This is a genomic window from Bacillus sp. AK25 (assembly GCF_048270685.1).
In the GTDB taxonomy this organism is placed as follows: Bacteria; Bacillota; Bacilli; order Bacillales; family Bacillaceae; genus Bacillus; species Bacillus altitudinis.
Genome location: NZ_JBLUWC010000001.1, coordinates 693,269 through 707,753 on the forward strand (window position 1 = coordinate 693,269; position 14,485 = coordinate 707,753).

14 protein-coding genes are annotated in these 14,485 nt (G+C 40.8%); 7 read left to right on the forward strand and 7 right to left on the reverse strand.

What is annotated here, in order from left to right:
• Positions 1-24: 24 nt before the first annotated feature.
• Complete coding sequence (locus ACNO7B_RS03490) at positions 25-1,224, forward strand: MFS transporter (protein ID WP_417901186.1); 1,200 nt, start codon at positions 25-27, stop codon at positions 1,222-1,224.
• Between the two features lie 63 nt (positions 1,225-1,287).
• Here ACNO7B_RS03490 and ACNO7B_RS03495 read toward each other — a convergent pair whose 3' ends face one another.
• From ACNO7B_RS03495 to ACNO7B_RS03510, 4 genes are all read right to left on the reverse strand, one after another.
• Positions 1,288-2,367, reverse strand: coding sequence for a DUF3900 domain-containing protein (locus ACNO7B_RS03495; RefSeq protein ID WP_039168562.1), 1,080 nt, complete (start codon positions 2,365-2,367; stop codon positions 1,288-1,290).
• 200 nt (positions 2,368-2,567) lie between these two features.
• The gene (locus tag ACNO7B_RS03500) at positions 2,568-2,717 is read right to left on the reverse strand and encodes a DUF1540 domain-containing protein (protein WP_191219206.1); all 150 of its coding nucleotides are present in this window, start codon (positions 2,715-2,717) and stop codon (positions 2,568-2,570) included.
• A gap of 206 nt (positions 2,718-2,923) precedes the next feature.
• Complete coding sequence (locus ACNO7B_RS03505) at positions 2,924-3,373, reverse strand: hypothetical protein (RefSeq protein ID WP_123766726.1); 450 nt, start codon at positions 3,371-3,373, stop codon at positions 2,924-2,926.
• Positions 3,374-3,441: 68 nt separating this feature from the next.
• Complete coding sequence (locus ACNO7B_RS03510; RefSeq protein ID WP_052320981.1) at positions 3,442-3,921, reverse strand: hypothetical protein; 480 nt, start codon at positions 3,919-3,921, stop codon at positions 3,442-3,444.
• Positions 3,922-4,193: 272 nt separating this feature from the next.
• Between ACNO7B_RS03510 and rfbF the strand changes: the two genes are divergently transcribed.
• Genes rfbF through ACNO7B_RS03535 form a run of 5 tightly spaced genes read left to right on the forward strand, consistent with a single transcriptional unit; the run spans position 4,194 to position 8,975 of the window.
• Positions 4,194-4,958 (forward strand): glucose-1-phosphate cytidylyltransferase, encoded by a 765-nt coding sequence (rfbF, locus tag ACNO7B_RS03515; protein ID WP_019743935.1) that lies wholly within the window; start codon positions 4,194-4,196, stop codon positions 4,956-4,958.
• A 4-nt stretch (positions 4,959-4,962) separates the two neighbouring features.
• Positions 4,963-5,934, forward strand: coding sequence for a GDP-mannose 4,6-dehydratase (locus ACNO7B_RS03520; RefSeq protein ID WP_417901187.1), 972 nt, complete (start codon positions 4,963-4,965; stop codon positions 5,932-5,934).
• A gap of 12 nt (positions 5,935-5,946) precedes the next feature.
• Positions 5,947-6,858: a hypothetical protein gene (locus tag ACNO7B_RS03525; protein ID WP_417901188.1), complete on the forward strand. Its 912-nt coding sequence runs from the start codon at positions 5,947-5,949 to the stop codon at positions 6,856-6,858.
• On the forward strand, positions 6,855-8,045 hold the full coding sequence (locus ACNO7B_RS03530; protein WP_417901189.1) for a glycosyltransferase family 2 protein: 1,191 nt from the start codon (positions 6,855-6,857) through the stop codon (positions 8,043-8,045). Before ACNO7B_RS03525 ends, ACNO7B_RS03530 begins: the two co-directional genes overlap by 4 nt.
• Positions 8,046-8,975, forward strand: a complete 930-nt coding sequence (locus ACNO7B_RS03535; RefSeq protein ID WP_417901190.1) for a putative nucleotide-diphospho-sugar transferase — start codon at positions 8,046-8,048, stop codon at positions 8,973-8,975.
• A 34-nt stretch (positions 8,976-9,009) separates the two neighbouring features.
• Here the strand turns inward: ACNO7B_RS03535 and ACNO7B_RS03540 are convergent, their stop codons facing one another.
• On the reverse strand, positions 9,010-10,248 hold the full coding sequence (locus tag ACNO7B_RS03540) for an MFS transporter (RefSeq protein WP_099496376.1): 1,239 nt from the start codon (positions 10,246-10,248) through the stop codon (positions 9,010-9,012).
• A gap of 145 nt (positions 10,249-10,393) precedes the next feature.
• Positions 10,394-12,433 carry a penicillin-binding transpeptidase domain-containing protein gene (locus ACNO7B_RS03545; protein ID WP_417901191.1) on the reverse strand — a complete coding sequence of 680 codons (2,040 nt, stop codon included), beginning with the start codon at positions 12,431-12,433 and terminating at the stop codon, positions 10,394-10,396.
• A gap of 232 nt (positions 12,434-12,665) precedes the next feature.
• Here ACNO7B_RS03545 and ACNO7B_RS03550 point away from each other — a divergent pair, with 232 nt between their 5' ends.
• Positions 12,666-14,096, forward strand: a complete 1,431-nt coding sequence (locus ACNO7B_RS03550) for an SLC13 family permease (RefSeq protein ID WP_417901192.1) — start codon at positions 12,666-12,668, stop codon at positions 14,094-14,096.
• Here ACNO7B_RS03550 and ACNO7B_RS03555 read toward each other — a convergent pair.
• A complete protein-coding gene (locus ACNO7B_RS03555; protein WP_057078346.1) occupies positions 14,028-14,432 on the reverse strand; it encodes a hypothetical protein in 405 nt (134 codons plus the stop codon). The two genes, ACNO7B_RS03550 and ACNO7B_RS03555, sit on opposite strands and share 69 nt — an antisense overlap.
• Positions 14,433-14,485: the final 53 nt, after the last annotated feature.

Here is a 14,485-nt window from a genome sequence, read left to right on the forward strand (position 1 = left end):
AGGTAGCGAAGGGGGAAGAAAAAAATGGATCGTCGTCAAAAGCAAGTGGTGTCAATTGCGCTCATCACAGCATTTGCCCTTATTGGGGATTCAATGCTCTATATTGTTCTCCCGGTCTATTGGAAAGAGATTGGTTTATCATCCATTTGGGAGGTGGGGTTACTGCTGTCTATCAACCGATTCATTCGTATCCCGCTAGCACCTGTCGTATGGTGGCTTTATCGATATATTCCAATGAAGACCGGTGTACTGATCGCAATTATGATCGCGTCAGTGACCACAATATTATATGGTATGAGTGGGTTTTGGCTGCTATTGATTTGCCGCTGTGCATGGGGTCTCGCTTGGACGTTACTCCGTATGAGTGGGATGAGGGTCTTGGCTGAAATGGACGAAGGCTCACAAGGACATTTGACGGGTCTTTATAATGGGCTTTACCGGCTTGGCAGTTTATTTGGCATGTTATTTGGTGGAATCCTTGCCAGCTTGATCGGTTTTCAGACCATGACGCTTGTCTTTGGCTTACTCACATTGATGGGCTGCATTTTTTATGTATCATTGGATGAAATTGAAAAGAGAGAAGGCACGCAGGTGTATCATGGTATCAAACAGAAGTGGTTTACACGAGATGTGGTAAAAGTACTGATAACAGGCATGCTGATCGCACTGATCATCCAAGGTTTATTCGCATCCACGCTGAGTCATGTCATTGAAGCAAAGATCGACCAAGATGAATTGACTCTGTTTGGCTTTGTCATCGGAGCTTCGGCTTTAAGCGGTGTTATTCAAGCACTCAGGTGGGGATGGGAACCATTTCTCGCACCGAGAACGGGCAAATGGTTTGATCGTCTTGTGATGAAGGAACGAATGTTATGCTGGATGTTTCTTTCATTTGGAGGGCTCAGTTTTCTTGGGGTCATGCTGAAGGTAAGCAGCTGGTTCCTATTGATGCTGCTTTTGATTCAACTAATGGCAACAATTGTCACAACGTTCACCGATACACTTGCCTTTCAAAAAGCTTCTGCTCAAACAGATAAGAACCGCTTTCTCGCCAGCTATTCTTTTGTTCAAGATATGGGGGCTGCTTTAGGACCTTTGTGTGGGTATACGTTGATCCAGTTTTTCGGAACAAACAGCGTCTTTTGGCTGATGCTTATCATAAGCTTAATGCTCGTCAGCATGTGGATAAGAAGCAGGCAGCATGTTTCTTCTAGTGCAGTGTAAAAAATAAAGCGTTATATAAAAAACTGCCTCATGCAGCTGATCGCAGGAGGCAGTCATATTCTCTTATTCTAAGTCTGAATCATAGGCTTTTTGCGTAAGTTGGCTGACGACCTCTTTCAAGCCATTGGGTTTATGGAATTCAACAGGTGTGCTTCCTTTTTCAAATACAATTTGATCTGCTTCAACGAGCACGACATATCGATTGTTGACCTTTGCAATATGAATCGAGTGGCCGAAGTCGGCTAAAAGTCCTTTAATTTCTGTTTCGCCTAGACGCATCTTCATTGTGATATCAGGGGTTTGTTCAACAATATGTGAAGCCGCTAGCGTGACCTGTTCTGTATCGAGTGTTTCCCGAATCTCCCGTTTTTCACTTGCTTCCCATATTTCAAGGTCCTCTTCAAATTGTTTTAATTCTTCACTTTCATCCTGAAATGTTTCAAATACATGTTCCTGCACCATATTCATGACCTGTGATTTCATGATTTCAGGCATCGATTCCCCGTATTCGACGAATTTTAGAAAGTCTTCAAAATAACGAGCGTGTGAGGATTGGTGAATTTTCACTTCAGCTTCCTCTGTCATACCTTCTTCTGGCATAAACGGGTATTGAATCGATTTCATGTTTTTTGTTGTAATTGCCATTTCTACTTTCTTGATCAAGGTAGATGTATCAGCAATAGAAGCAACTTTCTGTTCAAAATCGCATTTCATGATAAAGACAAAAGAGTCATCGAAATATTTTTTAGGAACCGCAGATGCAACCAAAAACACGCCGCCTCTGACAGCACTTGTATCTAAATAGGTGCGAACAAATTGTTCACTGCATTCGTTAAATACTTCTTTTGTATCTGCAAATCTCGTCTGATGAAATAAATTGTAGTTTGGATTTGAATCGAGTTCATGCCCTGGTTCTACAATAAATCGGCCAATTTTAGTCGGTACTTGCTCAGACTTAGGGTGTCTGTCCACTTTTCGTTTGACGATTTTTTTAAGCTCACCGTCTAGAAAGTCCTTCAGCTCACTTTGTTCAAATTCCTCTTGGTTTAATGTTTGGTAATGTTTAAACCGTTTATTTGCTTGTTCCTCTTTACCTTCTATTTCAACCACATAGAATGATAGGAAACGTATCGTAAAATCCACTGATTGGTCACCACTTTTTCTTCTTTGGATATGTTGAGTATAGAAAAAGGAGTGAAAATCGTCAACGAATGGAGAAATTTCGTGTCATTATTTCCCGAGAAATGTTTCGTGAAAAACGCTTGATAATAATTATCATTCTTGATAGAATGATAAAAGAAAAGAAGGAACCTGCCAGTTCCTTCATCTCATAAAATCATGTATTATTTTGTTTCAAATGTTTCGCAATCCGTTTCAGCATTGCGAGTCACGTCAGTCATTGTGCTTTTACCAATTTTAATTGTAGAGGCTGTACAGCTGTTGTCAGCCCAATAACGGCAAGAGTTCACTTCACAAAGTACATTTTGTGCCATGGGAATTCACCTCCGTGATTCATATTAAGAATGAAGCAAGCTGCCACTTGAGTTCATTCAATCTAGTAGTCTCTTTATCGAAAGAGGCTGTTTGTGCTGTATATGCACATGTTTATCATACCATCTACCCTGAAAATATACAATTTAAACTTTGAGTAAGAATACAAAAAATCCATCTGTTTTTAAGATGGATTTTTTGTATTCTATCACTTAGATGATTCATATAAAAGTTCAATATCATCAAAAAAATGAATTGGTCTTTTTTCATGATTTAGAATGTAAAAGCTGTAACCTTCTTTATTTGTCTTAATCTCTTGTTGTTCTTTAATTGATAACATACGAGATGTTTGCAAATTAAAGGTGATGTTATAATTTAATTGATTAAAACTAAAAGTCCTCTGTCCTGGAATCAAATCTGTTTCTTGCTCTTTAATAATAGCAGATATTTTTTCAGGTATGTTTATTAAAAAGTAATATTCGCTATTGTGCACATTTAGAACAAAATGCAATTTGCTTCGTAAAGTATAGTCAATTGAATATTCTACTCCTAATGGACTTGTTTTAATTTTGAATTTATTTATTTCAAAATTGGGAGGTGTAAAGTTTTCTTCTAAAGGAAGTGCAATTGCATCACTATCTTCTTTTTGAGTTTTCATATTATGACAACCTGATAGACTAACTATCAACATCAAAAGAAAAAAAGTGATCCATTTTTTTTCTAAATTCATTTTTTAACTTTCTTACTCCATGTTCCATAAGACCACTTCGCTGATACCGATTTAGAGCTTAAAATTTTTCCTGCATTCCATTTTCTTATGACGCCTGATTCTTTTACAAACTTAGTGCCAGCAGTCAGTTTATATGTGCTTTTAGGTGGTATGGACCAAGTCATTGTGATTTTTTCTGTTTTTGATAGTCCTAAGCCGATTTGGGTTTTTATTCCGACCTCGTGAACCATAAGCTTTAAAGTATAAGAAGCACTGAAGTCAGCATTCGTAGATTTTGTAGTACTTACCGAATAACTAACTCTATCAGTTTTATTACTTGGATTTGTGGCAGTATGTGTAAAAGAAGTCTTTTTGCTTTTAGTAGTGGTCACATGCACATACTCTGTACCAGTCATATCACTTGCAGCATAAGTCTTTGTTCCTAATCCTAATGTGAAAACTAGTATTACAATACTTGATAAAATAATTTTTTTCAAAAAAATCCCTCCTATAGTTAAATTAAACCACTCATGTTAAATTAAATCAATATAAAAATAGGTAAATAACCTTAAAATAACCTTAAAAATCAAATATTAAAATATTTGTGAAAAATAGTTAAATGCTAGGTGGCACCCTCTCTTATTCCGACATATGAATAGAGTAGATTCAAAACCTGATGTCGGACAAAGTATAAGGGTACATGTACTGATTTTCCGCATGAAGATAGGGTTTTCAATCAAAAATTTTCATAGAGAGATGAGGGGAGAAGATGAAAGCAGTCATTCTCTGCGGAGGAAAGGGAACGAGAATGAGTGAGGTCACACAAGCGCTTCCTAAACCACTTGCTATGATCGGAGATCGGCCTATTCTATGGCATATTATGAAAATCTATCAGTATTACGGTGTAGACGAGTTTATCTTATTGCTTGGATATAAAGGAGAGAAAATCAAAGAGTATTTTCTCAACTACGACTGGCGGCATCACAGCATGCAGTTGGATATGTCGACAGGGGAAATGAAGCTTTTAGGGAATTCTGAGAACTGGAAAATCACCTTTTTAGATACGGGTGAGAATACGATGACAGGCGGGCGGTTAAAGCAGGTACAGGATTATATTGGTGATGAGACATTTATGATGACGTACGGTGACGGACTTGCCAATATCAATATGTTTCATTTGCTCAAGCGCCATCAAGAACTTGGAGCAGCTGCCACTGTCACAGGAATTGAAAAGAAATCACAGTACGGCACGCTGAAGGTGTATAACGGGATGGCACAATCCTTCTCTGAGAAGACAGACAGTATCGGGATGATCAATGGAGGATTTTTTGTGTTGTCTCCAAAGGTTTTTGATTATTTAACAGATGATGATCAGTGCGTCTTTGAAGCAGAGCCTCTTCAAAATCTGGCGAATGATGGAGAGCTTGCAGTTTATGAGCACCACGGATTTTGGACAGCAATTGATACGTATAAAAACTTGAAAGAAATCAACGGCATGTGGACTGAAGGAAAACAACCATGGAAGGTTTGGTGACAGCATGAGCAGATTTTGGAATGGGAAAAACGTATTTGTGACTGGGTGTACGGGATTGTTAGGGAGTTACCTCGTCAAGGAATTGATAGATCAAGGAGCAAACGTAACAGGGCTTGTACGTGATCAGGTGCCAAGGTCGAACTTATATCAAGGCAGTCAATTTGAAAAGATGAATGTCGTCCAAGGCGCACTTGAGGACATGCAAACGATAGAACGTGCGTTAGGAGAATATGAGATTGATACAGTCTTTCATTTGGCCGCCCAAGCGATTGTTGGGGTCGCAAATCGTCATCCGGTCTCTACATTTGAAGCCAATATTTTAGGAACATGGAATGTGCTGGAGGCGTGCAGAAGGCAGCCGCTCATCAAACGAGTGATTGTGGCATCAAGTGATAAAGCATACGGAGATCAAGAACAGCTTCCTTATGATGAAGACATGCCGCTTAACGGTAAGCATCCATATGATGTGTCAAAAAGCTGTGCAGATTTAATTTCTCACACGTACTACAACACATATGGTCTTCCGGTTTGTATTACGCGCTGCGGTAATTTATATGGAGGCGGGGATTTGAATTTTAACCGAATCATTCCGCAAACCATCCAGCTTGTGTTAGAGGGAAAGGCGCCAGAAATTAGAAGTGACGGAACCTTTATCCGTGATTATTTCTATATTGAAGATGCGGTCAAGGCTTATTTACTGCTAGCTGAAAAAATGGAAGAAAAAGGGCTTGCAGGAGAAGCATTTAACTTTAGTAATGAAATTCAGCTGACCGTGCTTGAGCTCGTTGATAAAATCTTAAAGGCAATGAGCAGTGAACTAAAACCTCGTATTTTGAATCAAGGAACGCATGAGATTAAGCATCAATATTTATCAGCAGAAAAGGCGAGAAAGCTGCTTGATTGGAAGCCTGATTACTCCATTGATGAAGGGTTAGAAAAGACAATTGAATGGTATCGCGAATTCTTTCAAAAATAGAGGTGTATACAGATGAACAGCATATATTGTACGGTTCTATCAAGTGGAAGACTTTATCAAGCCATTGCGTTTTTCTTATCGTTGAAGCAAGTAGAAGATGATGCTGTCATCAAGACGTTATGTATGGATGATGCTGCATTTGATTTGCTTCATCAAATGAATTTCCCGCATGTCGATCTTGTTCATGTGCGTGAGCTTGAAACGCCGGAGCTTCTAGAGATCAAAAAGGAACGAAATGATTCGGAATATTGCTGGACATTAAAACCGATTTGGATTGAGTGGCTATTTAAGCAGGACCAGGCGGAGGAAGTGACGTATCTTGATGCGGATTTGTTCTTTTATGAGCGTCCGCAAGTGATTTTTCAAAACCAGCCTGATGCGTCTGTTCTTCTATCAAGAGGGGATATTGTCATTCCAAGCTTTGATCCAGAGGAAGTGAAGATGCTTCAGAAACTTTTAGGGCGCTATAATTCAGGATTCCTGCATTTTAAAGGAGATGAAGCCGGCCGGAAGTGCCTGAGCTGGTGGAAAGAAGAATGTCTAAAAGAATGCAAAAATGCGCCTGGAGAAGGAAAATTTGGGGATCAAGGGTATTTGGATCATATGCCGGTGCTGTTTGAAAAAGTAGAGGATATTCAAACAAAGGGTGTGAATATTGGTCACTGGAATTATGGCCAGCATTCTTATCAGGAAGAGAATGGACGTATTTTGCTTGAGGATGGAAGCCCACTCATTTGCTATCATTTTAGTGGTTTTCGGATCTTAAGCAAAGATGATATGCAGCAAATCCATGAAAAAGGAAGAGATGACTTGCCATTTTTCCAAGAAGCCTATCGGGAAGTGCTGCGTCATGTGATTGAATCGGTAGAACAAGTCAATCCGATGTTTAACGGCTATGCCGAACTGGAGGAGGATGGCGCATGAATGAAAAGCCGAAGGTCAGCGTCATTATTCCGAGTTATAATGCGAAAGAGCGTTTAGAAGGGAGCCTTTTTTCCTTAACGCTTCAGGAAACCGATATTCCATTTGAGGTCATTGTCGCTGATAATGGGTCAACGGACGGCACGATGGAAATGCTCGAAAACATTGAGGTGAACTTTCCATTCAAAAAGGTGCGTATTCCTGTCAATCAAGGAATTGCCAAGGGGCGCAATCATGCCATTCGTGAGGCAGAGGGAGACCTCTTAATATTCCATGACAGCGATATGTTGGCAGAGCTCCAATTTATTCAAAAGCACGCAGAGGCACATGCTGATCATGAGGACCGTGTCATTTGCGGTGTATGCTGGAAGCGAATCTACCGTTATTTTTACACCGGTTTTGATCAAGATCATGTGAAGCGATTAAAAAAACAAGGGCTGTATCAGCGGAAAATGAAAGACAAAACGTCTCTTGTGTCGATGGAGGAAATAAAAAACGGAGCATTTCTAGAGAGAAGCTTCGACTTGCAGTCCGAATTTATTGATATTCTGAAAGACATTTTAAACACGTACGACTATGATTTAAGTTCTTATCAATTGCCGTGGCGATTTTTTATCACAAATAACTCTTCCGTCAAGCGAAAGCATGTCATGGAACTAGGGATGTTTGATGAAAAAATCGTTCGATACGGGTTTGAGGATTATGATTTAGGCATTCGTCTGCATCAGCTTGGCCTCTCATTTGAGTTGCGTGAGGATATTTTAAGTGTGCATCAGGAACATCCAAGTAATTTAACGTCATTCGATGACATCAAATATAACATTTTGTATATGTGCGAGAAGTACAACAATATTGATTCGATTGATGTTCATTTGGCTTTCTCTGGTCCGTTTTCTCATACCGTGACAAATGATATCGTGAAAGACATTCGCCAGCTGCGTAAGAATGCAGCATATGATGATCTGCTTGCTTATTTTTTGGAGCTGCTTCATATGATCACAGAGCGGAATGTGGGCATTAAACGTGATCAAAAGGACGTGCTGACGGCAAAGCATTTCCCTTTGAAAAAGCTGTCAGAGGCGGCCCAGCTTGCCAAGCAGGAACATGGATGCACGGTGCTGGTAGAAGCCATTCAAGGGCTCACAAAAGAGCTGCTGCATGTTGACTTGTTCCAAGTGGATGTGTTGTAGATGGCATCCTATCATTTCACAACCATTGTGTCCAATACCCATGTATTTAAGCTGCTGGCGCTGATTCATTCACTTGAGCAGGCGGCTCAATCATACAAACTTTCTGTCTTATGTGCTGATCCTTTGGCTTACAAGGTGTTAAGTCAGTTTCCTCATCCACATGTCCAATATGAACAGCTTGAAGATGTGGAAGATGATTCGCTGCGAAAAGCAAAGGCGGATCGTACGTTCCACGAGTATTGCTGGACGCTTAAGCCCGCGTTTCTACTCAAAATTCTTGAGTCCTCTGATGCAGATTATCTCGCTCATTTGGATACGGATTTGTATTTTTATCATGATCCAGAGGCGATATTTGCAGAAAATCCACTCGCTCATGTATTTTTGACAGATCATATGAATTCCAAGCGGTTCTATCGTTATTACGAGTTGTCTGGCCGTTTTAATACTGGCTTTGTAGGCTGTCGAAACACAGATGTGGCCAAACGGGCTGTGACGCAGTGGAAAGAGAACTGCATTGCGCACTGTACAGTAGAAATGGATACGGAAAAAAAGACATATGGTGATCAGCGGTATGTTGAAAGATGGGTCGATGATTTTGAGGGTGTCCATGTGGTGGCATCTAAAGGTGCCAATGCAGCGATTTGGAATATTGAAAACTATAAGCTCTCCGTTGTGAAAGGAGATATGTATCTCGACGAATGTCCACTGCTGTTCTATCATTTTTCTGCCTTTACGATCATTGATGAAAAGAACTTTAATCTGAATTGGTATTACTATATGACAGAACACACTCTTGTGGATCATTTGTATATTCCGTATGCGGATTTGATTCATCTGAAAATTAAACAGGTGCAAAAGGTCTTTCCAGACTTTCAGCAGGGGTTTATTGCAAAGAAGCATGTTCCCGACACGCATTTTTATGAGATATGAAAAAACCGCTCATTTATTGAGCGGTTTTTACCTTTTATGATTCATTCCATTTCGCTATGGTCTGATCGCTTGGCAGTAAGAAGGCTAGGATGCCTAATATCGGTAAAAAGGCGACACCGATCATGGTAGGCGTTAAACCGACTGCATCAATTAATGAGCCGAGGGCAACGGATCCAATCGCTCCCATACCAAACGCAAGCCCAACAGTTAAACCAGACATTGTGCCAATTTTCCCGGGAAATAGTTCTTGGGCATAGACCACGGTGACAGAGAAGCTTGAGGTCAGAATGATCCCAATGAGTCCAAGTAAAACATAAGCAAAAACTGGTCCGGCAAATGGGAGAAGCAGGGCAAGCGGAAAGGATGCTAATAAAGAAATTAAAATGACGGTTTTCTTGCCGAAGCGGTCTGCAAGCGGCCCGCCTAAAAATGTCCCAATCGCACCCAATATAAGAAATAAGAAAATATAAGTTTGTGATTCTTTAATCGTCAAACCATATTGTTCAATCGCATAAAACGCATAGAAATTCGAGATCGCATTTCCATACCAAGAACGTGCGAAAATAAGAAAGACGATAATGCCAAGTGCTGTGAGCGCTGACTTGCGGTGAAGTTCAGATCTTGCTGCTTTTGCAGGCGCTTTTTTCGCTTGTGCTCGTATGGTTTGAAGTCTTCCTGCGTACCATCTTGAAATATAAAGAAGGAAACCGACAGCAATCATTCCAACAATCGTAAACCAAGCCACACCTGGCTGACCGAGAGGGACGAGCATGAATGCAGCGATTAGCGGAGCAAAGGCTTGACCTGTATTTCCACCGACTTGATAGATGGATTGAGCAAGACCCCGTCTAGGACCAGCTGCCATGTTGGCAACCCGTGAGCCCTCTGGATGGAAAATCGCAGAGCCGAGTCCAATAAAGACGACGCACAGTAGGATGGTTGCAAATGATGGCGCAAACGCAAGGCCGAGAATGCCGACAGCACTTGAAAATAATGCGATAGGCAGTGCATAGGGCATCGGCCGTTTATCTGTGTACCACCCGATCGCAGGCTGCATGACAGAGGAGACCATATTTAATGTAAAGGCGATTAGCCCTAATTGAGTAAAGGTCAGCCCCATTGAGCGTTCTAAAATAGGGAACATGGCAGGAATCACGGCTTGCAATGTGTCGTTGAGCATATGGCAAATACCAATAATCAATAAAATAGGATAAACCGTTGAACCGGTGACCGCTTTTTGAGGTTTATCCTTTGTTTGAGCAGCAATAGCCAATGAGACTTCCTCCTTTCATTCAACTTGTTTCTTTTTTTCATTCTCCTCATTTTATTCATAAGGTGAACTATAAAACAATAGCAAATTGTCATGATTTAGAAAAAAAGAGACACATGCGCTTGATGGAGCGTGTGTCTCTAAAGGGTTATTTATAGAAAGAAGCGATGACAGGCTTCATTTTTTGAATGACAAGTCCACTGCCTCCACGGTTTTTCACACCTTCAATCATGCCGACGAGGACATAATCTTCTTTTTTAGGATTAAACGCAAGTAAAAATCCATTTTCAGTACCGTCTGTCGCACCTTGTTTGCTCTTTAGTTCCGCTGTTCCCGTTTTAGCGGCTATATCAGCCCCTTTTATTTGCAACGAGTGAGCGGTTCCGTTTGAATTGGTGACGACTTGAGTTAGTGCGTCCTTTACCGTATTTGCTGTATCTTCTTTGATGATCTGTTTTGGTGATGCTGTTTTTTCATTCTGAATGACTCGAGGGTACACAAGCTTTCCTCCTGTTGCAAATGGAGAATAGGCATGTACTTGCTCGATCGGGGACATGAGTAATTCTCCTTGGCCATATGCTGAGTCGGCAAGTAAGATGTCTGATTTGATTCCGTCGTTAGACACTTGTGCCGGTTTCATTGTAAACGGCATGTTTAAATCATCACCAAATCCAAATGTTTTCACTTTTTTCTCGTAAGTATCTTTGCCGATTTCAAGGGCTTCCTGTCCAAAATAAATATTATCTGAGTACACGAGGGCATCGACCATATTGACTTGTTCTTTGTCATGAACCCGTGTAATGCGATAATTTCCCCATGATTGATCCTTTTGCCATTTCAGTCCATGAATGGTGCGCACTTTATTAGGTTTTGTGACACCTGTTTCCAGTCCAATCGCTGCTGTAATGGTTTTGAAAGTAGATCCTGGTGCATATCTGCTCGCATACCGAGCTTGGAATGGGAGATCAGGATTTTCACTGTATGCTTGATATTGTTTAGGCGTGATCCCGTTGGTCATTAAATTGACATCGTAAGAAGGGGTGCTAACAAGCGCTAATAAATCACCTGATGATGGGTTCATAATGGTGACAGCCCCTTTTTCACCTTTCAGCTGTTGATAGGCTTTTTTCTGTAAAGATGCATCAATGGTCAGCTTGACTGTTTTTCCGTCTTTTCGGTCTGTTTTTTGTAATGTTTCTTCAATACCTGTTTCATCATGGATAATGAGGATGCTTCCGCCATCTTGTCCTCTTAAGTTCTTATCAAATGTGAATTCAAGGCCGGTTTTGCCGATGATTTGATCCGCCTTTAAAGCTGGATTTCTTTTGATATCATCCGCATTTGCTTTTCCCACATAGCCTGTCAGATGAGCAGCGGCTTCGTTATATGGATAGTAGCGTATTTCCTTCGTTTGATAGGTGACGCCATTTATGTCTTTTGGAATCGGCTTTTGCTCTAACATAGACTTTAGCGGGACAAATGTGTCATCTGTGACCCATGCTTGTTTCAGCTGATTTTGAATCAGCTCTTCATCTATATCAAAAGCGCTGCTGATTTTTTTGATGTTGCTTTCTTTTTCCGTACCTGTCCCGAGCTTTCCAGGGATGATGCCAAGTGCGTGTCCACCAGTTGTTTCGGCTAACGTGCGCCCTTTTCGATCTACAATATTTCCGCGTACCGCAGGATCCGTTGTCACTTTGATGGTGTCACCCGTTTCCATTTGCGGGAAGATGAGATTTGGTTTCCAATCTACTTTCCACTTGTTATCCTCTTCGGAGAGAACGCCCTTGTAAGAGAGTTTGTTCAGTTTTCCAAGTGACGTTTTCATCGTGACTTCATAGGTGAATTCATACCCATTTCCTTTGTCCTGTTTTTCTACGTTGACGTTTGAGACGTTTAGATCACTTGCACCAATGCCGCTAAAGATCTTATCGTATTTTTCGGCAAGTTGTTTTTTAGAAAAGTCATTGGCTTTCAGAGAGCCACTTGTGACCTCATCTGCCAGTTTCGTGAATTCTTTTTTCTCCAGATATTTCGTAAAGGATTCAGCGGCTTTCAGCGCCTCTTTTTCTTTGGAGAAAAGCGTATCTTTTAAGAAAAAGAGAGCAGCAGCAATTGCGATGATGCTAAGAAGGGGAATGATGACTTTTTTCTGTTTCCAAAATGATTTTCGTTGATCTGTATACAATGAAAACACCTCAATTTTTGATTAGATCCTCTATAGTTTACAGTTATTGTGTAGGATTTGTATAGTTTCTCCTATGAAAATAGACCAAGACATGAAGTGGAAATATAAATCAAGACACAGCTGCTGTTTAAGGATATCTTCATTTTTTCTTATGATTTAAAGGATTTTTTATGTGATCATCGAATGTGAAAAATTAGAAAAATTTTAAAAGCGTTTTCATGAAGGGGGAATTGTGATCGTTTATAAAAAAGTGAATCTAACTGGACTTGTTCTTGGACCAATCTTCTTTTTGCTTATTTTTTTGCTCATTCCAGAAAGTGAATTGACCTATGCAGCGAGAGTGGTACTTGGCATTACAGCATGGACTGCGATATGGTGGGTCACAGAAGCTTTGCCTATACCGGCGACCTCTTTATTGCCCATCATCCTTTTGCCAACACTTGGTGGGCTATCGATGGAGCAAACATCAAGAGCTTATGGAGATCCGATTGTTTTTATGTACATGGGTGGATTTATGATTGCCATTGCCATTGAAAAATGGAATTTACATAGAAGAATGGCTTTACATATTTTAAACATCATTGGCACAAGAAGTGACCGCATTGTATTAGGGGTTATGATGGCAACGGCTTTTCTATCTATGTGGATTTCGAATGCAGCCACAGCACTGATGATGCTGCCTGTGGCACTGGCTGTGATTAAAGAGGTGAAGGCGAACGATATTTTGTCTGGTGCATCTCTTGACCGATTCAGTAAAAGCATCCTATTATCGGTCGCTTATTCAGCCTCTATTGGCGGACTGGCGACACTCGTTGGGTCTGTGCCAAATGCTGTTTTTGCGGCGATGTCAAAAAAGCTGTTAGATCGAGAAATTATGTTTTTTGAATGGTTTTTGTTTGGTTTTCCGGTGGCGGCTGTTCTGCTTATTCTCTTATTTCTGTATTTGACCAAGATACAGTTCAAGGTAGAGCACACAGGAGAAATGGGAGCAGCGTTTATACGGAAGGGTTTAGAGGATTTAGGCAAAATGAAACAAGAAGAAAAATGGGTTTTTGCTATTTTTCTTATGACGGCTTTTTTATGGATCTTTAAAATCTTTTTGTTTGGCGGGCTTCCTGTCTCGGATACGTCGATCGCAATCTTTGGGGCGATGCTGTTATTTCTCATTCCAGCGACAAATGGAGAGAGAATACTAGAATGGCAGGATATGAAGCAGTTGCCATGGGGGCTTTTGCTTTTGTTTGGAGGCGGGCTTTCGCTCGCTACAGGATTTGCGGAAACGAATCTAACAGGATGGATCGGGGAAAATTTACAGCATTTAAATGGGCTGTCTTACCTCATGCTGCTAATTATTTTAACGGCTTCAATTTTATTTATGACCGAAATTATGTCTAATACAGCAGTTGCGAACATGATCATTCCGATTACAGTAGGGCTTGGACTTGCAATTGGCATGGAGCCGTATGGCTTAATGGCTGCGGCTGCGTTAGCTTCCTCATGTGCGTTTATGTTGCCAATTTCCACACCGCCAAATGCGGCTGTCTTTAGTGCAGATGTGCTGAAAATATCTGATATGGTCAAGGCTGGTTTTTGGCTAAATGTGATCAGTATTGTAGCGATTGTGCTTGCGGTTTATTTCTGGCTGCCGGTCGTGCTGAGATGAAGACTTTGATCGAATGGAGACTTTTGGTGTTTTTGTTTCTTTTGGCTTCGGTACTGAAGCTGCCTTTTTGAGGTGCGGGTCCTTTGGCGTGTAATAGGTGGCTCCAATGTTGAGTCTGCCTTTAAGCTGATCAATGGAAAGCTCACCAAACTCTAAATGGTAGTCAATTTTGTCCACATGCAGTGATTCAATGTGAATGTGCGTATCCTCCGAGACAGGCGGAGCAGGTGCAGACATTTTCTGCTCAAGAGCGGTGAGTCTTTTTTCCAGCTCGACGACAGATGGGGATGGACTGGATTCAGTTTTTTTAAAGAGTGATTGAATGAAATGTTTCAAGTGGACCACAACCTTTTCTTTCGCCTTGCTCTAGTCTATGGAAAAGCTACCAA